Source organism: Bifidobacterium sp. UTBIF-68, assembly GCF_006408855.1.
Taxonomy (GTDB): domain Bacteria; phylum Actinomycetota; class Actinomycetes; order Actinomycetales; family Bifidobacteriaceae; genus Bifidobacterium; species Bifidobacterium reuteri.
Map to the genome: position 1 here is coordinate 23313 of NZ_JFAN01000031.1, position 21843 is coordinate 45155.

Annotated in this window: 17 protein-coding genes; 5 read left to right on the top strand and 12 right to left on the bottom strand. The window is 60.3% G+C overall.

Features of this window, described 5'->3' with window-relative positions:
• Positions 1-29: 29 nt before the first annotated feature.
• Positions 30-1535, bottom strand: a complete 1506-nt coding sequence (gene hflX / locus BW14_RS09285; protein WP_140490374.1) for a GTPase HflX — start codon at positions 1533-1535, stop codon at positions 30-32.
• A 173-nt stretch (positions 1536-1708) separates the two neighbouring features.
• Here hflX and BW14_RS09290 point away from each other — a divergent pair, with 173 nt between their 5' ends.
• The 3 genes from BW14_RS09290 to BW14_RS09300 all read left to right on the top strand — a co-directional run bounded on the left by BW14_RS09290 (position 1709) and on the right by BW14_RS09300 (position 7701).
• Positions 1709-2365, top strand: a complete 657-nt coding sequence (locus tag BW14_RS09290) for a class I SAM-dependent methyltransferase (RefSeq protein ID WP_044088762.1) — start codon at positions 1709-1711, stop codon at positions 2363-2365.
• The gene (hrpA, locus tag BW14_RS09295; protein WP_140490376.1) at positions 2355-6491 is read left to right on the top strand and encodes an ATP-dependent RNA helicase HrpA; all 4137 of its coding nucleotides are present in this window, start codon (positions 2355-2357) and stop codon (positions 6489-6491) included. Before BW14_RS09290 ends, hrpA begins: the two co-directional genes overlap by 11 nt.
• Positions 6492-6696: 205 nt before the next feature.
• Positions 6697-7701 (top strand): hemagglutinin, encoded by a 1005-nt coding sequence (locus BW14_RS09300; RefSeq protein ID WP_140490378.1) that lies wholly within the window; start codon positions 6697-6699, stop codon positions 7699-7701.
• A gap of 35 nt (positions 7702-7736) precedes the next feature.
• Here BW14_RS09300 and BW14_RS09305 read toward each other — a convergent pair whose 3' ends face one another.
• Positions 7737-8951 (bottom strand): MFS transporter, encoded by a 1215-nt coding sequence (locus tag BW14_RS09305; protein WP_044088760.1) that lies wholly within the window; start codon positions 8949-8951, stop codon positions 7737-7739.
• A gap of 190 nt (positions 8952-9141) precedes the next feature.
• The gene (gene glnA / locus BW14_RS09310; protein ID WP_044088759.1) at positions 9142-10479 is read right to left on the bottom strand and encodes a type I glutamate--ammonia ligase; all 1338 of its coding nucleotides are present in this window, start codon (positions 10477-10479) and stop codon (positions 9142-9144) included.
• A 125-nt stretch (positions 10480-10604) separates the two neighbouring features.
• On the opposite strand from glnA, the gene BW14_RS09315 reads away from it, so the two are divergent.
• On the top strand, positions 10605-12041 hold the full coding sequence (locus BW14_RS09315) for a DUF2252 domain-containing protein (RefSeq protein WP_140490380.1): 1437 nt from the start codon (positions 10605-10607) through the stop codon (positions 12039-12041).
• A 62-nt stretch (positions 12042-12103) separates the two neighbouring features.
• Here BW14_RS09315 and priA read toward each other — a convergent pair whose 3' ends face one another.
• The 8 genes from priA to BW14_RS09355 form a co-directional block, all read right to left on the bottom strand.
• A complete protein-coding gene (priA, locus tag BW14_RS09320; protein ID WP_044088756.1) occupies positions 12104-12829 on the bottom strand; it encodes a bifunctional 1-(5-phosphoribosyl)-5-((5-phosphoribosylamino)methylideneamino)imidazole-4-carboxamide isomerase/phosphoribosylanthranilate isomerase PriA in 726 nt (241 codons plus the stop codon).
• Positions 12830-12933: 104 nt separating this feature from the next.
• Positions 12934-13584, bottom strand: coding sequence for an imidazole glycerol phosphate synthase subunit HisH (hisH, locus tag BW14_RS09325; RefSeq protein ID WP_044088755.1), 651 nt, complete (start codon positions 13582-13584; stop codon positions 12934-12936).
• A 39-nt stretch (positions 13585-13623) separates the two neighbouring features.
• Positions 13624-14343, bottom strand: a complete 720-nt coding sequence (locus tag BW14_RS09330; RefSeq protein ID WP_375137559.1) for a hypothetical protein — start codon at positions 14341-14343, stop codon at positions 13624-13626.
• A gap of 20 nt (positions 14344-14363) precedes the next feature.
• Positions 14364-14966 carry an imidazoleglycerol-phosphate dehydratase HisB gene (gene hisB / locus BW14_RS09335; RefSeq protein ID WP_140462433.1) on the bottom strand — a complete coding sequence of 201 codons (603 nt, stop codon included), beginning with the start codon at positions 14964-14966 and terminating at the stop codon, positions 14364-14366.
• Complete coding sequence (locus tag BW14_RS09340) at positions 14966-16126, bottom strand: histidinol-phosphate transaminase (protein ID WP_140462434.1); 1161 nt, start codon at positions 16124-16126, stop codon at positions 14966-14968. Before BW14_RS09340 ends, hisB begins: the two co-directional genes overlap by 1 nt.
• Complete coding sequence (gene hisD / locus BW14_RS09345) at positions 16123-17520, bottom strand: histidinol dehydrogenase (protein WP_181162366.1); 1398 nt, start codon at positions 17518-17520, stop codon at positions 16123-16125. Before hisD ends, BW14_RS09340 begins: the two co-directional genes overlap by 4 nt.
• Before the next feature lie 100 nt (positions 17521-17620).
• Positions 17621-17914: an acylphosphatase gene (locus tag BW14_RS09350; RefSeq protein ID WP_044088750.1), complete on the bottom strand. Its 294-nt coding sequence runs from the start codon at positions 17912-17914 to the stop codon at positions 17621-17623.
• Positions 17915-17926: 12 nt separating this feature from the next.
• Positions 17927-19441: an FGGY-family carbohydrate kinase gene (locus tag BW14_RS09355; protein ID WP_140490382.1), complete on the bottom strand. Its 1515-nt coding sequence runs from the start codon at positions 19439-19441 to the stop codon at positions 17927-17929.
• A gap of 703 nt (positions 19442-20144) precedes the next feature.
• On the opposite strand from BW14_RS09355, the gene BW14_RS09360 reads away from it, so the two are divergent.
• Positions 20145-20972 carry an aldo/keto reductase gene (locus tag BW14_RS09360; protein ID WP_140462460.1) on the top strand — a complete coding sequence of 276 codons (828 nt, stop codon included), beginning with the start codon at positions 20145-20147 and terminating at the stop codon, positions 20970-20972.
• A 129-nt stretch (positions 20973-21101) separates the two neighbouring features.
• On the opposite strand, the gene BW14_RS12345 is transcribed toward BW14_RS09360, so the two are convergent.
• The gene (locus BW14_RS12345; protein WP_238567012.1) at positions 21102-21563 is read right to left on the bottom strand and encodes a hypothetical protein; all 462 of its coding nucleotides are present in this window, start codon (positions 21561-21563) and stop codon (positions 21102-21104) included.
• Positions 21564-21843 lie beyond the last annotated feature (280 nt).

The following is a 21843-nucleotide window of genomic DNA, read 5'->3' on the forward strand; positions in this document are numbered from 1 at the left end:
CTCACAATACATCTGTGATGTTGCTCACGTTAATCGATTGACGCATCAATGACCCGTGCAGCAAGGTGGGAGTCGACGTCCGCTTCCAGCAATACGCCGTCATCACGGTATTCCACCTTGCCTACCTTGCCGTATTCGCGCACGCGGGACAGCAACGAGCCAGCGCTGTAGGGCAGCACGGCATTGACGTGCACATGCGGCACCGGAAGCAACGCCTCCACGGCGGCACGCAATCCATCCACACCCTCGCCGCTATATGCGGAAACGATATACGCATCAGGCTGCAACGCCATCAACCGCTCCCGAGTGACGGCATCGACCTGATCGGCCTTGTTGAACACCACGATGCGCGGAATGGATGCCGTGCCCTCGATATCCGCCAGGACGGCATTGACCGCATCGATCTGCGAGAAGGGGTCCGGATGAGAACCATCCACCACGTGCACAATCACGTCGGACTCCGCCACCTCCTCCAGCGTCGATTTGAAGGCCTCCACCAGCTGGGTCGGCAGCCTGCGCACAAAACCCACTGTGTCCACATAGGCATACAGCCGTCCATCATGGGTCTTCGCACAACGGACCGCAGTATCCAGCGTGGCGAACAGCGCGTTCTCCACCAGCTCTGTCGAGCCGGTCAGCCGATTGGTCAACGACGATTTGCCGGCATTGGTGTATCCGACCACCGCCACCGTCGGCAGCCCATAGCGCCTGCGGGATCCGCGTTTGATCTCACGCGCCGGCGCCATGTCGCGTATCTGGCGACGCAGCCGCGCGATGCGGGTGCGGATCACACGACGGTCCATCTCGATCTTGGTCTCGCCAGGGCCACGGGATCCGATACCCGCATCCGCGCCTGCTGCACGGCCTCCGGCCTGACGGGACAGGGAGCCACCCCAGCCACGCAGTCGCGGCAGCATATACTCCAGTTGGGCCAGCTCCACCTGCGCCTTGCCTTCGCGAGAAGTGGCATGCTGTGCGAAGATATCGAGGATCACCGCGGTGCGATCCACCACTTTGACTTTGGCGGCATCCTCCAGCGCACGACGCTGAGAAGGGGCGAGATCATCATCCACGATGATGGTATCCGCCTCCTCGCGCGCCACGATATCGGCGATCTCACGAGCCTTTCCCGAGCCGACATACGTGGCGGCATCCGGCTTCAACCGATGCTGCAACAGACCATCGCACACCACGGCACCCGCGGTTTCGGCGAGCGCGGCCAGCTCCCTCAACGATTCCTCGGCCTTGGTCTGCGTCGTAACCGCACTCGACCAGACGCCGACCAGCACCACGCGTTCGAGCCGCACCTTGCGGTACTCGACTTCAGTGACGTCCTCCAGTTCGCCAAGACCCGCCACATGCTTGAGTTCGTTGCGAGCCTCGCGCTCCTCCCATTCCTGATTGGCGTCCTCATGCCATCCTGATGGTTGCTGCGTGGTGTCGAGCAGCACATCCGACTGGGCGGAAAGGACTCCTTGCGAAGTGATGCTGGAACTGCCATGGTCGATGTCGGTGTACTGGTTGTGTTCGCTCAAGGGCGCCTCTCAAATCCCGGGTTCACGATTCTTCTATGGCTCCTTATTATCATCAGACGAGCTGACATGCCCGAAACGTGTCACAATGGCCACAGAGCCCGTCAATATGTGTATGAGCCGTGCGAGCACGGCGATAACCGATGCGCAGACCGCGTGGAAATGGAGTCGATGCAATGGCAGAACAGTATTTCGCTTCCGAGCCGCAATCCAAGGATGCGCGCAAGACGATGAACGTCACCCTGCGTGGCCATGAGGCGAAGGTGCAGGTGTCCAACGGCGTGTTCTCCAACTCACGTGTCGATCTTGGCACATCCGTGCTGCTCCGTCAGGCCCCTGACCTGCCGCTCGAAGGCGAATTTCTGGATCTGGGCTGTGGATGGGGGCCGATTGCCCTCGCCATGGCTTTCGACTCCCCCGATGCACATGTCTGGGCCGTGGATGTCAACGAACGCGCCCTGGACCTGACGCGCGTGAACAGCGAGGCGAATGGCTGCACCAACATCAGCATCTCGCAGGTGGACGATTCAAGCACACCATTGCCGGCGGCGCAGCAACCAAAAGACGCAGTAGCATTGCCACAGGAGCTGCAGTTCGATGCGATCTGGTCGAATCCTCCGATCCGCATCGGCAAAGAGGCCCTGCACACGCTGCTCATGGCCTGGCTGCCGCGGCTCAAGCCGGGCGCAGCCGCCTATCTGGTGGTGCAGCGCAATCTCGGTTCCGATTCGTTGATCCCCTGGCTGGATGAGGCGCTGGGCGCAGCGTTCTCGGTGCGCAAATACGCAAGCTCCAAGGGCTTCCGTATTATTGAAGTCCGTCATGAAATTTGAGTATCCCGCCGAACTTCCCGTTTCCGCCGCCCGTGAAGAAATCGCGCACGCGGTTCAGCATGCACAAGTCGTCATCATCTCCGGCCAGACCGGTTCAGGCAAGACCACGCAGCTGCCGAAGATCCTGCTCGAACTGGGCCGTGGCACCCATGGCCGGCAGATCGTGCACACCCAGCCTCGCCGTATCGCGGCACGCACGGTAGCCGAGCGTATCGCGTCCGAACTGGGTGTGCGATTGGGTGATGAGGTCGGCTATCAGGTCCGTTTCACGGATGAGAGCTCTCCGAACACCCGTCTGCGCGTAGTCACGGACGGCATCCTGCTCGCACAGATCCAGCGTGACCCGAACCTGTCCAAGTACGACACCATCATCATCGACGAAGCCCATGAGCGTAGCCTCAACATCGATTTTCTGCTCGGCTATCTGACCGCACTGCTGCCGCGCCGCCGCGATCTGAAGCTGATCATCACCTCCGCCACCATCGATTCGGTGAAGTTCCAGGAGCATTTCGCCCATGCCCTGCATGAGAAGGTGCCGGTCATCGAGGTGTCAGGGCGAACGTTCCCTGTGCAAGTGGTCTATGAGCCGCTGGGTACTGCGCCGGCGCTGATGCGCGAAGTGCCGGGGTTCGCCACGGGAGCCCGCCCTGGAGACGCCGATTATGAGGAGCTGGCGAACGCAATCGCGCAATCCGACGCCGATCTGCCCCGTTCACGTCGTTCGGACGACTATGCTGATGACGGCATCACCGACATGCCGACGGCAGTGGCTCGCGCCTGCGCCGAACTGGTGATCCACTCCTCCCACGAGCGAGGCCCGCGTGACATTCTCGTTTTCGCTTCCGGAGAGCGCGACATCCACGAGTTCGAGACGGCATTGCGCCATCATTACGGTCCGCGCGCGGACGACATGCGCCGGCCCGACGCCATTGAGATCATGCCGTTGTTTGCGCGCCTGTCCTCCTCGGATCAGCATAAGGTATTCGAGCCGCACACCCATCAGCGCATCGTCATCGCCACCAATGTCGCGGAGACCTCGCTGACCGTGCCGGGCATCCGTTATGTGGTCGATCCGGGCACCGCCCGCATCTCACGGTACTCCAAGACGGCCAAGGTGCAGCGACTGCCGATCGAGCCGATCAGCCAAGCCAGCGCCGACCAGAGAAGCGGCCGATGCGGCCGTGTCGCGGACGGCATTGCGATCCGCCTGTATTCGCGCGAGGATTACGAGACCCGTCCGCAGTTCACCGAACCCGAGATCCTGAGGACCTCGCTGGGTGCCGTCGTGCTGCACATGCTGTCGGTGGGCGTTGCGCGCACGGCCGAGGATGTCACGCACTTCGGCTTCATCGATCCGCCGGATATGAAAGCCGTGTCCGACGGTTTCAATGAGCTCACCGAGCTCAAGGCGATCGGACGCAAGCGCGGCGAAGTGACGTTGACGCATATCGGCCGGCAGCTGGCCCGCATCCCGATCGATGTCCGTCTTGGACGCATGGTGATCGAAGCGGCGAAATCCGGCTCTCCGAATCTGCTGGCCCAAGTACTGGTGGTGGTCTCCTTCCTGAGCCTGCAGGATCCCCGCGAACGCCCGGACGACAAGCGAGAGGAAGCCGACCGCATCCATAACCGGTATGCGGATGAGACGTCGGACTTCCTGACCGCGCTCAATATCTGGGATCGGGTGTTCCAGGCCGATGGCGATCCGAGCAATAACGCCCTGCGCCGCATCTGCAAGACCGAGTATTTCAGCTGGCTCAGGATGCGCCAGTGGAAGGATCTGGTATCGCAGCTGAGGCAGCTGTGCAAAGAGCTGAAGTTCAAGGTCGGTGACCCGCTCCCCTCCACGCGCCCCGGCTTGGAGGTGCGCCAGCTGCCGCTGAATCAGCAACCCGCACATTCGATGTGCTGCGCGTGGGATGCGGACGGCATCCACAAGTCGATGCTCGCCGGGTTATTGTCCATGATGGGCATGCAGGTCGTACGCGAGCCCAAGGCCTCTGATTTCGCGGGACTCACCGGCGCAGCCCGGGCCCGTGCGATGAAACGCGCCCAGAAACAGTCGAAGAACGACTATCAGGGTGCTCGCGGCACCCGTTTCGCCCTGTTCCCCGCTTCCGCCGTGGCCAAGAAAACCCCTTCGTGGGTGATGAGCACGGAATTGGTGGAGACATCACGCCTGTGGGCACGGTATTCGGCGGCGATCGATCCGGCATGGGCGGAACCGTTGGCCGGACAATTGACGCGCACCACGTATGCGGAACCGCATTGGTCCGGTTCGAGAGGCTCGGCGGTGGCAACTGCGCGCGTGCTGCTGTACGGTTTGCCGATCGTGCAGGACCGCACTGTGCAATGGGGCGGCATCAACCCGTTGGAGGCCCGCGACTTCCTGCTGCGTCAGGGGCTGGTGGAAGGCAATATCCAGCAGCGGTTCAGCTACGACGATTTCGTCGGCGCCAACCGCGACATTCTCGAGGACGCCGCCGAGGACGCCAGCCGGACACGCCAACTGGCGGACACCGTCTCGGACGAGGATCTGTTCGATTTCTACAATGCCGTGATCCCCGCAGACGTCACATCGGTGGCGGATCTGGCGAAATGGTGGAAGAACGAGCATGACCGGCGGCCCGATCTCCTGACGTTCGACCCATCCAAAGTGGATCGCTTGGCATCGAGCGAATCGGTGAGCCTGAACGATTACCCGGATCATTGGCATACGGTCGGCACGGACGGCCAGCCCATCGACCTGCGGCTGAGCTACGTGTACGAGCCGGGCAATCCGCTCGATGGCGTGACCGTGCATGTGCCGTTGAAGGCGCTTTCCCGCATTGCGCCCGACCAGTTCACCTGGATTGTTCCCGGTCTGCTGGATGAGCTGATTCTGGCGATGATCAAGGCGTTGCCCAAACAGCTGCGCGTGCAATTCGTCCCCGCTCCGGATGCGGCCCGTGCGATCCGCACATGGATTGACGAGCATTATCCCGATCTGCCCGGATCGGGTTCGCAGCAGAAGCCGAATCCCGCTCCGGTGAACGAGGACGGCGAGACCGTAGGCTGGCCTGACCTGGCCCATGTATTCACCAAGGCGGCCATCGCCACCGTGGGGGCCCAGATTCACCCCGAAGTGCTCGGCCCGGAGCTTATGGACAGGCTTCAGCCGTATCTGAAGGTCACGTTTTCGGTGGAACAGCAGCTGCCGCCAAGCGGTTCGCCGCGCGGCCGACGTCGTGGCCATGGTGCCGTCAAGGTGTTGGAGACGTCGAAGGACCTTGTCGCCCTGCAACGCAAGTACGCTGCACAGGCGCAGGCGCAGGCCCGTCAGATGGTGCGGAAACAGGCTGATCAGGCGGCGAAGCAGGGCAATCTGGTGAGTCAGGCGAATCTGCTGCATAAGGCGGGGGCCACTACCGAATCGCGCGCCACCATGCTCTGGCATGGTGCGCTGGACGCGCTCCGTCTGCCGGACGAACGTGTGTCCAGCAGGTGGCTGGGCGCGGAGGCGCTGATGTTGGCGGCGGCACCGTACAAGTCCACCAAGGCGCTTGTGGAGGATCTGCAGCTTGCTGCGGTCAAACGTCTTCTGCCGAATGTGGACTCGTTGAAGGATGATGAGGCGTTGGCGAACGCCGTGCTTGACGTGCGCGAAGTGTACGAGGATACCGTCTATCAGGTGGCCCATGATGTGATCGGCATCATCAAGGCGTATGCCGAGGTGGATAAGGCGACATCCGGCAAGGCCGACCTTCCTCTGCTTTCGGTATTGCAGTCGATTCGCGAGCATATCGTCGCACTGGTCTATCCCGGTTTCATCGGACGCACGCCCCCGCAGGCGCTCAGATCACTGTCCCGCTATCTCAAAGCCGATGTGATGCGTCTCGCCAAGGCGAAAACCGACAAGAACCGTGATGTGAAATGGGCGTGGCAGGCCGATGAGGCCAAACAGCTGGTGGACAAGGCGCTGGCTCACGCCAAGGCGGAACCGGCTGGGCCGAAGCATGAGGCGTTGATGAAACAGGCGGAGCAGGCCAGATGGATGCTGGAGGAGTTCTATGTGAGCCTATGGGCCCAGGAACTCGGCACCAACGGACCGGCGTCGCTGAACCGCATCAAGAAGGCTCTGATGTGATTGCCGACTGGCATTGGTGGGTCTGACATACGCATCTCGACACGCTCAAGGCCGTTCGGCCAAGCCTACGTTCGTGATACGCATGTCAGACCCGCCCGATCCTCCAGACCCACCAGAAACGTGCCACCGGTGCTTTCTGCGGGAAGCCCGCAGATTCACCGCGAGCGTAATGGGCTCCTATCTCCGGCTATTACAATAACGGGCGATGACACAAGCGAAGCAATCGAACAGCAACACCCGCAAGCCCAGTCGTGGCGACAAGCCCAGCAACGGCAAAAGTGCCGGCGCGCAAGGCAAGAAGGCGCGCAGCCGCAAACCGGCGAGCACCAGGTCCCATAACCGCGGTGTCCGCAATCCACTGCAGTGGTGGAAGCATGCCGGCCCGTGGCACAAGGTCAAAGCGGTATTCGTCACCACAGTCGTCATCGTCTGCGCCATGGCTTTGGCGTTGGTCACCGTGCGCTTCGCCGAGTGGCGTATCGACGTCAAGGAAGCCGAAACCCGCCAGCTGCAACTCACACAGGAGTATGACTTCGATCCCGGAGACATCATCTCGGACGGGCAGTTCTTCAACGGCAACGCCATGAGCGAATCCGAAGTACAATCGTTCCTCGACGAGCAGGGTGCCGCCTGTTCCGGTGCCGAATGCCTCAAATCGAAGACCTTCGACACCACCGACGAGCCAGCCGACGAATACTGCGACGCTTACAAGGGCGCGAAGGGTGAGACTGCTGCAACCATCATCACCAAGTCGGCCAAAGCATGCGGCATCAGCCAGAAGGTGCTGCTCACAGTCCTGCAAAAGGAACAGCATCTGGTCACCGCCACCACCATCACCGATTTCCAGTACAAGGCCGCCATGGGCTTGAGCTGTCCGGATGACGCCAACTGCGACCCGCAGTACGCCGGTTTCTTCAAGCAGGTGTTCGGCTCAGCCAAGCGCTACCAGTATTACACGGCACACGAGGATCGATACGGGTACCATGCCAATGCGCTGAACTACGTGCAGTATCATCCGAACGCCTCCTGCGGCGGCACGAATGTATACATCAGGAACAAGGCGACCGCACTGCTCTATATCTATACGCCGTATCAGCCCAATGAGGCGGCGCTGTCCGCCGGTGTGGGCGAGGGCGACTCATGCTCAAGCTACGGCAACCGCAACTTCTCCATCATCTATGAGAGCTGGTTCGGCTCGCCCCGCTCCTGAACGCATCCCCGGCGGGACACGTTGGCGGGGTGCGTTCACCGTTCGACGCGCTTGCCGATGGTCCCGAGCATCATCGACATCACCATGGCCAGCAGCGCGAACACCGCACCGACCGGGCCAAGCCAGGTCAGTCCGAGGTGATCATTGACGACACCGCCCACGGCTGAGCCTATTGCGATGCCGATGTTGAAGGACATGGAATTGAGCGACGCGGCGAGGTTCATCGAACCGGGATGGGATTGTGCAGCCACATCCATGTACAGCACCTGCGATGATGCATTGAACAGATACATGAACATGCCGAGCAGAATCAACGCGATCGCCCCATACCAGGACAGCCAATGAGCGACAGCCAGCGAACACAGCAGCACGGCATGAGCCAGGAACACCCAGCGCAGATGGAACAATGGCTCCACTCCCCTGCCACGCTCAGCGAGTTTGCCTGCATACAGGTTGCTCCACAGACAGGCCACGCCATAAACCACCAGGCCAAGGCTCACGTATCGCTCAGGCAGATGAACCTCATCGCGCAGAATCGGCGTCAGATATGTATAGAACACATAGCTGGATCCCGCGCCACACACCACGATGAGCACGCCCAGATGGATGCGCCGATCGAAGAACAGGCGGAACTGGGATAGGAACCCGACTTTGACGATATGACTGTTGCGCGGCAGCACGGTGAACATCAGCACCATCAGCGCCACAGTCAATGCCGAAATCAGATAGAACGTGACGCGCCACCCGAAAGCATTGGCGATGGACGTGCCGATCGGCACACCCACCACAGAAGCGATGGAGAAACCCGAGAACACCCACGCGATGAACTTGGTCCTGTAATGCACCTGCGTCACATCGGGGGCGAACGTCATGGCAATGGCCACCAATGTGCCGGACACCGATGCGATCAGCAAGCGGGCTGCCAACAGCACCGGATAGTTCGGCGCGAACGCGCACAATACATTGCCCGCCAGGAAGACGCCCATCAGCGTCAAATACGTGGCGAATCGGGGGAAACGACCGGAAATGGCGGAGCCCAGCGGCGTGCAGGGCGCGTACACGAATGCGAAAATGGCCACCAGATTGCCGACGGTCACTTCCGAAACCTTCAAACCGGTTGCGATGTCCGGCAGAATGCCCACGACCACGAATTCGCTCATGCCCAACATGAAACTGGCGAAAATCAGAATGACGACCGGCAGGGTGAAGAAGCGGTCGGTGCGCGCGGTGCTTGCAGGTGCGTTCGCCATAGATGCTCTCTCGAATACTCTTGTTCTCAGTGTCACAAACCGATACGGCAGTTACGTCAATCGTTTTTCATATCGGCTCAGCGATAACAGTATTCCCACCTCTGCCCGTCACAACTCTTGCGACGCACCAAGGGAAACCCCGCCGATGGACCAACCATCGACGGGGTGGGAAAGTGCGGAATGCTTACGGTTACAGTTTCGGCAGGTATTTCTTCAGCTCGTATGGTGTGACCTGCTGGTTGTATTCCTCCCACTCCTGATGCTTGTTGTCCAGGAAGTAGCCGAAGGCGTGCTCACCAAGCACATCAGCCACGAAATCGGATTTCTGCATGATCTTCAACGCTTCGTCCAGTGAGCGCGGCAACGGCTGGATGCCCATGGCCTGGCGCTCGCCATCGGTGAGCTCCCAGACATCATCGCTGGTGGGCTCGCCAAGCTGCATCTGCTTTTCGATGCCGTCAAGGCCGGCTGCCAACAGCACCGAGTAGGCCAGATACGGATTGGCGACCGGATCGAGTGCACGGAATTCCATACGCGCCGAGTTGCCCTTGCCCGGCTTGTACTGCGGGATGCGCAGCAGTGCGGAACGGTTGTTGTGGCCCCAGCAGATGTAGCTCGGTGCCTCGTTGCCGCCCCACAGACGCTTATACGAGTTGACGTACTGGTCGGTCACCGCACAGATCTCCGCCGCATGGTAGAGAATGCCGGCGGCGAACTGGCGGGCGGTCAGCGACATGTTGAATTCCTGACCCGCCTCGTAGAAGGCGTTGGAATCGCCCTCGAACAGGCTCAGGTGGGTGTGCATGCCGGAACCAGGCGCATCAGCCAGCGGCTTGGGCATGAAGCTGGCGTGGATGCCGCGCTCCAGGGAGATCTCCTTGACCACCGTGCGGAAGGTCATGATGTTGTCCGCCGTGGTCAATGCATCGGCGTACCGCAGATCGATTTCGTTCTGGCCGGGGCCGGCCTCGTGATGCGAGTATTCCACCGAAATGCCCATCTGCTCGAGCATGTTCACGGTGGCGCGGCGGAAGTCCATGCCTGGGCTGCGCGGCACGTGATCGAAATAACCGCCTTCATCGATAGGAGTCGGCGCCTTGGACCAGTCATCCTGGCTTTCGAAGAGGTAGAACTCGATTTCCGGATGCACGTAGAACGTGAAACCTTTGTCCTTCGCCTTGGCAAGCGCGCGCTTGAGCACATGACGCGGATCCCCCAGCGACGGTTCGCCGTCCGGGGTGAGGATATCGCAGAACATGCGCGCCGTGCCCTGAGGACCGCCGCGCCAAGGCAGGATCTGGAACGTCGAGGGATCAGGATGAACGATCATGTCGTCCTCGGAGATCCTGGTCATGCCCTCGATTGCGGAACCGTCGAAGCCGAGTCCCTCTTCGAATGCGGCTTCCAATTCGGCCGGAGCGATGGCCACTGATTTCAAGGTCCCCAACACATCCGTGAACCACAGACGAATAAAGCGCACGTCACGTTCCTCGACGGTGCGCAGTGCAAACTCCTGCTGTTTATCCATAACGGCCAAGTGTTCCATACCCGTGTTACGAGCGCCGTTAACATCCCGGCAGATGTCCCGGCAGATGTCTCAAAGGCTCGCACCCATGTTCCGGCACACCCGGTTCGGCATTACAGTTGTAGGTTATGAGCGAAGACCATCTGACACCATCCTCCAATCCGTCCATCGATGTGACCAGCTGGAAGCAAGCGGTCCAGCCGAAGGACCGTTCTCGCGCGGGCATCGCCGCACGCGCGAAAGCGCCTTTGGAGTCGCATGCCATCTGGCAGGTGCGAGAGGGACGCAGAGAGGCGATCGCGTTGCTTGAAGAGCAATCGGCGATTCGTGTACCGGAGCTTATTCCCCTGAGGTACAAGCGCATGAGCGTCAGCCCATTCACCTTCTACCGGGGCACCGTCCTCATCATGACCAATGACCTTGCTTCCACGCCGGTCACAGGCATTCCGGTGCAATGCGTCGGCGATGCGCATATCGGCAATTTCGGCATCTTCCGCTCCCCATCCGCCCGACTGGTGTTCGACATCAACGATTTCGACGAAACCGCGGTCGGTCCTTGGGAATGGGATCTGAAACGGTTGGCCGTGTCCGTGGAGATCTGTGGCCGCGCGAACAGGATCAGGCCAAAAGACAGGCGTGACGCGGTGCTGCAGTGCGTGCGCACGTATCGCGAGCGCATGAAATGGTTTTCCGAGATGGATTATCTGGACGCCTGGTATGAGCATCTGGACGTGGAAGAGACGCTGGACCGTTTCGAGTCCGAAAGCGGCAGACGCAATCCCATGCTGCGCGATACGGCTATGAAGGCGCTGCTCAAGGACAATGACGCCGCTGCGGCCAAACTATGCCATTATGAGGGCGGCAAGCTGCGGTTCAAATCGAATCCGCCGGAACTGGTTCCCATCAATGAACTGTCCGAATATGCCGACCCGGAGACGCTGCAGGCGCGTATCGATACGCTGTTCGAAAGCTATCGCCATTCGCTGTATGACGATCGACGCATGGTGTTCGACCATCTGCGCTATCAGGATGCCGCACGCAAGGTGGTGGGCGTCGGTTCGGTGGGTCAGCGCGCATGGACCTCGGTATGGATCGCGCGTGACATCGATGACCCGATGATGATCCAGATGAAGGAGGCCACATACTCCGTGCTCGAGCATTATTGCGGCGCTTCCCCCTACCCCACGCATGGGGAACGTGTGGTCCAGGGGCAGAAGCTCATCCAGAACACCGCCGATGTGCTGCTGGGATGGTCGAGTTTCATGGCCGAGGACGGCCGCAAGCGTGATTACTATGTGCGTCAGCTGTGGAACGGCAAGGGGTCCATCGACATCGACAGCCTCAATGCCGCCGACTTGATCGATCTGGCCCGCATGTGTGCATGGTCGCTGGCTCATGCCCATGCCCGTACCGGGGATTCGATCGCCATCGCCAATTACATGGGCGGCACCGATGAGTTCGATCAGGCCCTGGCATCGTTCTCTGTGAGCTACGCCGAGCAGAACGACGAGGACTACGCACTGTTCATGAAACTCATCGAATCCGGTGAACTGCCCTGCGCATAAATCTGGCGCAAACCGCCAGGCGTTGTGGGTTCCCTCCTCAGGGAGCCCACAACACATTCCGCTTACTTCGCGACCTGAAGCGCCTCTTCGAGGGTGAACGCCTTGGCGTAGAGAGACTTGCCTAGAATCGCCGCATCCACACCCAAATCGGACAAGGTCTTGATGGCGCGCAGATCATCCAGCTTGGAGATGCCGCCGGAGGCGGTGACCTTGGCGTCTGTGCGTTCGGCCACCTCGCGCAGCAGTTCGATGTTCGGCCCGGACATCATGCCGTCCTTGGCCACGTCGGTGACCACATAACGCGAGCATCCCACCGAGTCGAGGAACTTCATGGTCTCGAACAGGTCACCGCCCTCACGGGTCCAACCGCGGGCCGCCAGCGTGTGTCCACGCACATCGAGGCCCACTGCCACGCGATCGCCGTACTTCCTGATCACCGAAGCAGTCCAATCCGGATTCTCCAGAGCAGCGGTACCGATGTTCACGCGAGCGGCGCCGGCCTCCAGGGCCGCGTCAAGCGAATCGTCATCGCGTACACCGCCGGAGAGTTCGATGTTCACCTTGTCGCCGAGTTCGTGGACGATCTGGCGCAGCTGGTCGCGATTGTTACCTGTGCCGAATGCGGCATCCAGATCGACCAGATGAATCCATTCGGCACCGGCCTCGACCCAAGTGCTTGCGGCTTCGAACGGGGAGCCGTAATCGGTTTCCGAGCCGGATTCGCCTTGACGCAGGCGCACGGCCTTGCCGTCACGTACATCGACGGCGGGAAGCAAAGTCAACGACATATCAATCACCTTTCCAACGTGTTCGGGTATCGCCCGACCAGAATCATTGCTCGCAGTATCACAAGCAGCGCCACAATCCGCCGCGCAATCCGCCGCGCTTCGGTTCACAGCGTCGCGATCCAGTTCTTCAGCAACTGGGCACCGGCGTCACCGGATTTCTCCGGGTGGAACTGGGTGGCAGACAGCGGACCGCGCTCGTATGCTGCCACGAATCTGGAGCGGTCGTACCGGCACCAGCTCACCTGCTCGCGCTCACCGCTCAGATCGATGGAGAAGCGGGATGTGTCCGCCGGATGCACGTCCATCGCGGCATATGAATGCACGAAGTAGAAGCGCGCATGCTCCACTCCTTTGAGCAGCACGGAACCTTCGGCGGCGTCGATGGTGTCCCAGCCCATGTGCGGCACCACGTCGGCGTCCAGCGGATCGACCGAACCGCCAATCAGACCGATGCCGTCGGCCTGCTCGCCGTGTTCGGTGCCATGCTCGAACATGATCTGCTCGCCCACGCACACGCCGAGCACAGGACGGCCGGCACGGATACGGTCATAGATCACCCGGTCGCCATCGACATGCTTCAGACCTGCCATGCATGCGGCGAATGCGCCTACTCCGGGCACCACAAGTCCATCGGCCTCCAAGGCCTGCCGATAGTCGGATGTCAGCGTAGTGTCCACGCCGAGGTTTGCCAGCGCGCGCACCATGGAACGTACATTGCCGAACCCGTAGTCGAATACGACTGCTTTCTTGGTCATACGTCTCTCCTACTTGCCCGGATACGGGCGACTGTGATGTTATTCGATGCGGGATCCACGCCCGGCACGGCCTTGCCTGGTATGTCTGGCGAGTATATCCATGGCCTGATCATGATTGAGGTCAGCGGAATTCACCACTTCAAAACCCTGGCTCTTCAGTTGCACCAGCGTCACGATACCGAGCATCAGATCCTCCACGAAGCGTGGAGTGGAGTTGAAGAGCACTGGTGGCGCAAACGTCTGACCGGCATCTCCCTGCATGTACATGGTGGCCTCGAGTTTGTCCGCACGGTTGACTGCAAGCACCACAGCCATGCCGGAGACCACGGTGGTCAGGTCTTTGGCCGCGGCTTCGGGTCCGTCTCCGTCAAGGTTCTTCAGCACGGCGACCGCACCCTGATTGGATCCGATGCATTCCGCGGAGATATCGGACAACTGGCAGAATGCCGCCAGCAGTTCGGCGGAGGCGACTCGGGTGACGATCAGCGCAATCTTCGCCTTGTTGCCCAACAGGCCGGCGAGTTCATTGTCGAATCCCACAGACGGGTCCACGACATCAGCCATGGCTTCGTTTACGGCATTGGCGACATCATCCGTACTGGAGTCGACGCTGGAGTCGGAGCTGGCACCATCCTGATCGGAAGACTTGCCATCTGAGGCGGCGTCATCCGAGAATTCCTTTTCGAACCCGGCCAGTGCCGCCTCGAGTTCCTCATCAGAGAAATGGGCGTCATCCGGGTCGATGCCATCGGGATCGATTCCCTTGGTATCGTCTGCCATCACAGAGCCCCCTTGGTGCTGGGAATTAGGCCTTCGATGCGCGGATCGGGCTCGATCGCGAATCGCAGCGCCCTGGCCAAGGCCTTGAACTCGGCTTCAGCGATGTGGTGCGGATCGCGGCCGGCGAGCACCTGCATATGCAGGCAGATGCCTGCATGCAATGCGATTGATTCCATGACATGACGGACAAGCGATCCAGTGAAATGCCCGCCCATCATGCAGTATTCGAAACCTTCGGGCTCGCCGCTGCATACGCAGTACGGGCGTCCGGAGATGTCGACCACGGCCTTGGCCAACGCTTCATCCAGCGGCACGGTGGCATCGGCGAAGCGCCGGATGCCGCGCTTGTCGCCCAAAGCCTGCTTCAGCGCTTCACCGAAGACGATGGCCGTGTCCTCCACCGTGTGGTGTACGTCGATGTCGGTGTCTCCGTGGGCGTGAATCTTCAAATCGATGAGCGAATGCTTGCCCAGCGCGTTCATCATATGGTTGTAGAACGGCACCGACGTATCGATGTCGGTCTGACCGGTACCGTCGAGGTCCAGCTCCAAGTCGATATGCGATTCACTGGTTTCGCGAACGATGTGCGCGGTTCTTGCCATCAGCTCTCCTCCACAATATGCAGCACTTCGGCAAGGGCGGTACGGAAGGTTTCCATTTCCTCATCGGTGCCCATGCATACACGCAGCCATCCGTCCGGACCGACCACGCGGATCAGTACGCCGCGCTTCAGCAGTTCGTCGAAGATGTCGTCGCGACGGTCGAAGTGACCGCCGAACAGCAGGAAGTTCGATCCGGATTCCGCCACTTCGAGCGGCTGGCCCTTATAGGTCTGCTGCTTGAGCCAGGCGGCGGTGGCTTCGCGTGTTTCACGCAGATGTTCCACACGGCTCAACTGCTCGTCGGTGTGTTCGAATGCGGCGAGCGCGGCAGCCTGGGTCACGGCGGACAGATGGTAGGGCATGCGCACGATACGCACGCAGTCGATGATGCCCTTGTTCGCGGCCAGATAGCCGACGCGGGCGCCGGCGAAGGCGAATGCCTTGCTCATCGTTCGGCTGACCGCCAGATTCGGATGATCCTTGATCAGGCTTACGGCGCTGGGGGTTCCGGGCTTGCGGAATTCCACGTAGGCTTCGTCAATGACGAGAATAGGATGCACGCCTTCGCCTGCGCCGGCCACTTCCGCGGTTTCGCAGGCGGTGAGGATGCGCTCGATGTCCTCCATCGGCAGCGGGGTGCCGGTCGGGTTGTTCGGGCTGGTCAGCAGCACCATGGATGGCTTGACCTCGGCGATGGCTTCGATGACCTTGTCCACGTTCAGTGTGAAGTCGGGATTGCGATGTGCCAGCTTCCACCCGGTGAAGGTGTCGCGCGCGTACTCCGGATACATGGAGTACGTGGGGTCTGCGCCCAATGCCGTTCGGCCTGGGCCGCCGAAGGCCTGGAAGAGCTGAAGCATGATCTCGTTGGAGCCGTTGGCGCCCCACAACTCGTCCACGTCCAGTCGGGTGCCGGATTCGCGGGCCAGATAATCGCTGAACGCCTGGCGAAGCTCGATATGCTCGCGGTCGGGGTAACGGTTCAGCGTGGGTGCGATTTCGCGCACGCGCCTAGCGATGGTGTCGCAGACGGCCGGATCGGGAGCATACGGGTTTTCATTGACGTTCAGGCATACTGGAACATCCAACTGCGGAGCGCCGTAGGGCTCTTCACCGATCAGATCGTTGCGCAGTGGGAGGTTCGAAGGAATAGCGCTCACAGCAGACCAGCCTCCTGCTCCTGCTCACGCAGGGTCGCCTTGTCATACGGGTCCTTGACGAAACGGCTCAGCACGCACTCACCGTGGGCGGGCAGGTCTTCGGAGACGGCGAACGCGTTGATGCGGGCCGCCAGTGCCTTGAGGCCTTCCTCGTCGTATTCGATGACTTCGACCGGCTTCATGAAGGTGTGCACACCAAGTCCAGCGGCGAAGCGGGCGGTGCCGCCGGTGGGCAGCACGTGGTTGGAACCGGACATGTAGTCGCCCAGCGGCACCGGGGAATACGGGCCACGGAAGATGGCTCCGGCGTTCTTGATGCGCTTGACAACCGCATCGGCGTCCTTGGTCTGAATCTCAAGATGCTCGGCTGCGTAGGCGTTGGCCGCATCGATGGACTGGTCGAGGCCGTCGGTAAGCACGATGGCGGACTGCGTGCCGGACAACGAGGTGTGGACGCGTTCGGCGTGCTCGGTCTTCGGCACGCGGTAGTTGAGGTTCTCCTGCACCTTCTCTGCGAAATCCTCGGAGTCGGTGAACAGCACGGAGCCGGCGAGCTCATCGTGCTCGGCTTGGCCAATCAGATCGGCGGCGACCAGGCTCGGGTTGGCGTCCTTGTCCGCGATGATGCCGATCTCGGTGGGGCCGGCGACCGCATCAATGCCCACGAATGCGGAGACGAGGGACTTGGCGGTGGCCACGAAGATATTGCCCGGACCGGTGATCTTGTCGACCGGATCGCACAGCACGTCGCCGTCCTGCGGCTCGCTGCCCTTGGCTCCATAGGCGAACATGGCGATGGCCTGTGCACCGCCGACCGCATACACCTCATCAACGCCGAGGATGGCGCAGGTGGCCAGAATGGTCTTGTTCGGCAGGCCTTCGGCGTCATCTCGGGCAGGCGGGGTGGCGATGGCCAGCGATTCCACACCGGCGGCCTGCGCCGGTACGGCGTTCATGATGACCGAGCTCGGGTAGACGGCCTTGCCGCCGGGCACATACAGGCCCACGCGCTGAATCGGAATCCAGCGCTCGGCGACACGGGCCCCTTCGGCCAGATCAGTGTAAAAGTCCTTGGGAACCTGGTTCTTCGCCACAGCACGCGCGCGGCGCACGGATTCCTCGATGGCGGAGCGCACCTCGGGGTCAAGCGTGGTGAGCGCATCTTCAATGGCCTCGGCCGGCACGCGCAGGTGCTTCGGACGCACATGGTCGAACTTCTCCTCGAAGTCACGCAGGGCGGCGGCGCCGCGTTCCTTGACATCGTCAAGAATCGGACGCACCAGATCGGTGGCTTCGGATGTGCCCATGGCAGCGCGCGGCATCGCGGCAAGCAATTCGGCACGGGACAGTTTCTGACCACGAAGGTCAATGATTCGCATGATGTTCTCGCTCATAAAGCCACATCGTACCAACGTGAGCGGCCTAAGCGTCAAGGAACGCCCATGTTCACCCGTATCGTGAGATTATCATGCGTGATGATGTTCGCGGTGCAGGTTATTGACGCACGCCAAATGTCCGAGTGCCCTCATCAATGAGGGGCACATCATGCACGGCGACGTGACTCACTTCGGACCATCGCGGGCCAACGGCTAATTGCTTAACTAATGCTTGCACTGCATCATTACTCCCCTGCGCCTCCAGCTCGACCGAACCATCGAGGCAATTGCGCACCCAGCCCTGTACGCCTAGCCGACGCGCCTGAGTCACCGTAAAATAGCGGAATCCCACGCCTTGTACCAGTCCGGTGACCACTATATGTTTGCGAATCCTATCTGCCGATTGCTTCATGATGCTCAGTTCCTAGTCCATCGTCCGCAGCATTGGGTAGAGGCCCAGAAACCGCCGGTAAGCGTTGGCATATGTGCGTGCGGTGTCGGGATTCGGCTGATATACAGTGCGTTCGCATACTGATTGCAGCAGGCCCGGTACATTGAATACTAATGATGCCATTGCCACGGCTGGCAGAATATCGGCGTTGGCGAATACTTCGATGGAATGTTCCAACACATCGGCCAGAATCTGGCACCAGGCCGCCTCTCGTGCACCACCACCAATCAGGGATATTGCCGTCGGTTCGGCATCAAAGCTTTCCATACCTTGACGGATGGAGAAGGCCACACCTTCAAGCGCGGCACGCATCATGTCTGCCTTGGTGGTGTCCGGATCAAGTCCCACATAGGCACCGCGTATATTCGGGTTCATGACGGGGAAACGCTCCCCCACCAGATATGGCAGGCACAGCACGCCATTGGAACCGGGTTCTGATGCTTCAATAAGTCGATGCGCTTCTGCGTAATTGCCATCGGTGAATACACTGGTCACCCATTTGTGAACGTCGCCGGCATTGAGGAATGGCACGGCATTCACGAATCCTTCCTTCACACCGAATGCCAGATTGGCGGCACCTGGCTTGTCGGTGAACGGCTTGGGCGAAACGGTAGCGATCCAGCCCGAGGTACCGATATTGATGTTGTATTGGCCGAGGTGACTGACACCACTGGCTAGTGTGGTGGCCCCTGCGTCTCCAATACCCGCGTATACCGCAGTTCCGGCGGAGAAACCGGTGCGTTGTGCAGCTTGCTCCGTTACGGCTCCAATGTGGTCCTGCGGATTGTGCAGTTGCGGCAGTATGGCCATATCGATACCTGCGGTCTCGCACAATTCGGTATCCCATTCGCCGTTACGGATATTCATGGCACCAGCGGTTGAGCACGCTGCCACATCGCCTACGCATTCACCGGTTAATTGGACAATCAAGTAATCCTTGGAACTGATCAGCACATGGCGAATGCGCGCATACGTTTCCGGCTCATGCTCGCGCAGCCACATCAGCTTCGGCACAGGCAGACAGCCCTCCAAACGATTGCCCACGGCTTCGAGGAAACGCGCCGTACCGCCCGGATACGCAGTGCCGAGCTGTTCGGCTTCGGCCTCGGCTCGGCCGTCCGAATACAGGATCGCGTTGCGCACAGGTTCGAGCCCGGCACCCAATGCGATGACATCCTGCATCTGCCCACTGCAGATGATGCCGGCGATCTGATTGGGAGCAAAGTCCGCTTCTTGTTTCACGGCGGCGCGCAGCAGGTCCTGGGATACGTCGCAGAACGCCCGCCACCATTCCCTCGGGTCCTGTTCACGATGGTCCCCGTCGATGATCAGCGTCAAATCACGGCTCGCGCTGGCCACGATACGCCCGTCCCGCGCGACCAACGCACCCTTGAGCGCCGTGGTTCCCGAATCGAATGCCGCCGCGTACTGCACGCCGCCACCTTGACAATCGCCGTTGCCTTGACGAGCGTCACCGCTCTGTGTCATGTGTTTCCCCTCCTCGACATGTCCGCAGGTCTTCGATGCGCCGCCGAATGATCCGCTTCCCATCGTAGCCGCCTGTTGTTGCTGTTCACCCGGTAATTGTCCGGTTCTCAATGACGTAACGAGCAAACGCCGGCGCAGATTCGTGAAGTGTTCCATACCTACTTCCTCGAATGGGGATGCATCGGCTTATAGACCGCCTAGAACATAGCACGCATGTGCGGGAGCCGTACACATCATGGAAGGTGGCTGACTCCCGCAGAAGAATGCCAATAGCATGCCTGCTCACGGCGTGTCAGTAGACGGAGCAATGAAGACAAAAGAAACAAAAGAGTGACTTCTGTTGTTTTTGTAGGTTGGGTATGTGGTGGCCGTTTCGCTTCGCTGAGAGCGTACCTAGTATGGTACAGATGTTCGTCGTGTGCCACGACGCTGCAATATCGCCTGTGCATTTATCACCAAGAGGGCGACGCTCCACTAACATGACCGTTGCTCCCTTTATATACCACCGGATTCTTCAGTGATAACGTTGCACAAGGGTATTAGACCGGTACGAGGAGCAACAAGGTCGACCCAATATGACGGTGCCGCAACCTATTCATCGCATAGCTGACCAGCATCGACGTGCGCCGGCGTGCTCCCCCCGTTCCGCGGTTTTCTTCATAGAATAGGGTTGAAACAGTACCGATAGGGAAAGTGAGGCATGATGGCGATACAATCGACGATTACCCTTAACAACGGCAGCGTTATTCCTCAGGTCGGTCTTGGTGTCTTCCAGACTCCGGACGGCGAGACCACGGTGAATGCGGTGCAGACCGCATTGGAGACCGGCTACCGCCATATCGACACCGCGATGATCTACCGCAATGAGACTTCGGTGGGCGAAGGCATTCGCCGTGCCGGTGTGCCTCGCGATGACTTTTTCCTGACCACCAAGCTGTGGAATGACGATATCCGCGCGCATCGTGGTCTGGACGCCTTCCAGGAGAGCCTGGATCGTCTGGGACTGGATTACGTCGACCTGTATCTCATTCATTGGCCGGCTGACGGTTGGCAGCAGGCGTGGGATGACCTGCAGGAGATCTACGCTTCCGGTCGCGCGAAGGCCATCGGCGTCAGCAACTTCCAGCAGCACCACATCGAAGAGCTGCTGAACAACAGTGACGTGGTGCCTGCCGTGGATCAGATCGAATCCTCTCCTCAGTTCACCAATCAGGAGCTCATCGACTTCCTGACCACCAAGGGCATCCATACCGAAGCTTGGAGCCCACTGGGCGGCACCGGCGGCAACCTGCTGGGCAATCCCGTATTGGCCGAAATTGGTGCCAAGTATGGCAAGTCCGCAGCTCAGGTGGTGATTCGCTGGCATATTCAGCGTGGCGTAGTGGTACTGCCGAAGTCCACCCATGCCGAACGTATCAAGCAGAACTTCGATGTCTTCGACTTCAACCTGTCCCCCGAAGACATGGATGCCATCACCTCGCTCAACACCGGCCACCGCAACGGTGCCGACCCCGACGACTTCGACTTCTAATCGACGCGGCAATCGTGAGTCGGTCTGCGGCGTATAACGGCATGCCGCAGATCGACTCCAAAACGGCGGTTTTCAGCGAAAAGACAAGACGGTAGACTCGTCAGGGCGTTCCACCTGCTGTTCTAGCGTTCACTCCCCCTCTCGTTCTTCGTCACCGTCATCGTCGGACTGCTCATCGCCACCGAACACGGTTTCGAAAACGTCCTTGAACTCACCGAACACGGTTTCGTCACCGTAGACAGGAACATCCCTGCCATCGCCATCCTTCACGCCGCCTGCCACGGCATCCGACGACGCGACCACTTCCACAGGCTCCGGATCGGAGATGTGCAGGTATCCGCCGTCCGCCTTCAGCTGGGCGCGGTTGACCTCCTCCCATGCGTTCTCCCAGTTGAACAGTTCCTCGGCGTAACCCGGATACGGCTCCTTGTTGCGGGTCTCCCATGCGATGATCTGCTTCGGGGTGACCGGCTGGGAGGGGTGGAACTCCTCGGTAAGCCCCTCAGGAATCGGGACGGTGTAGTCGCTGATGTCGTCGTCGCGGTCTCGCGGGTCAGTGAACACGACTTTGGACTTAATGACCTTACCCATGGCAATCTCCTTTACTCGTTCGGCCAACCACCCTGTGCGGTTGGCTCATTGCCTGACACCCCTATCAACCGGACAAAACCCCAAAAACCGAGACACGCCTCAAATTCCAACGAAAAGAGCAGTTGTCAGATTGGTATAGACGTCAGCAAATACCGATGCAATGACAGAAAGGGCATACAGGAGGTGCATATGAATCGTCAATGTCGCAGATGGCGTATGCCCCCTAGCGCAGCACTGAATAGTGCGGCAGATGATGCGGCACGAGAGTCAATCTATAAGC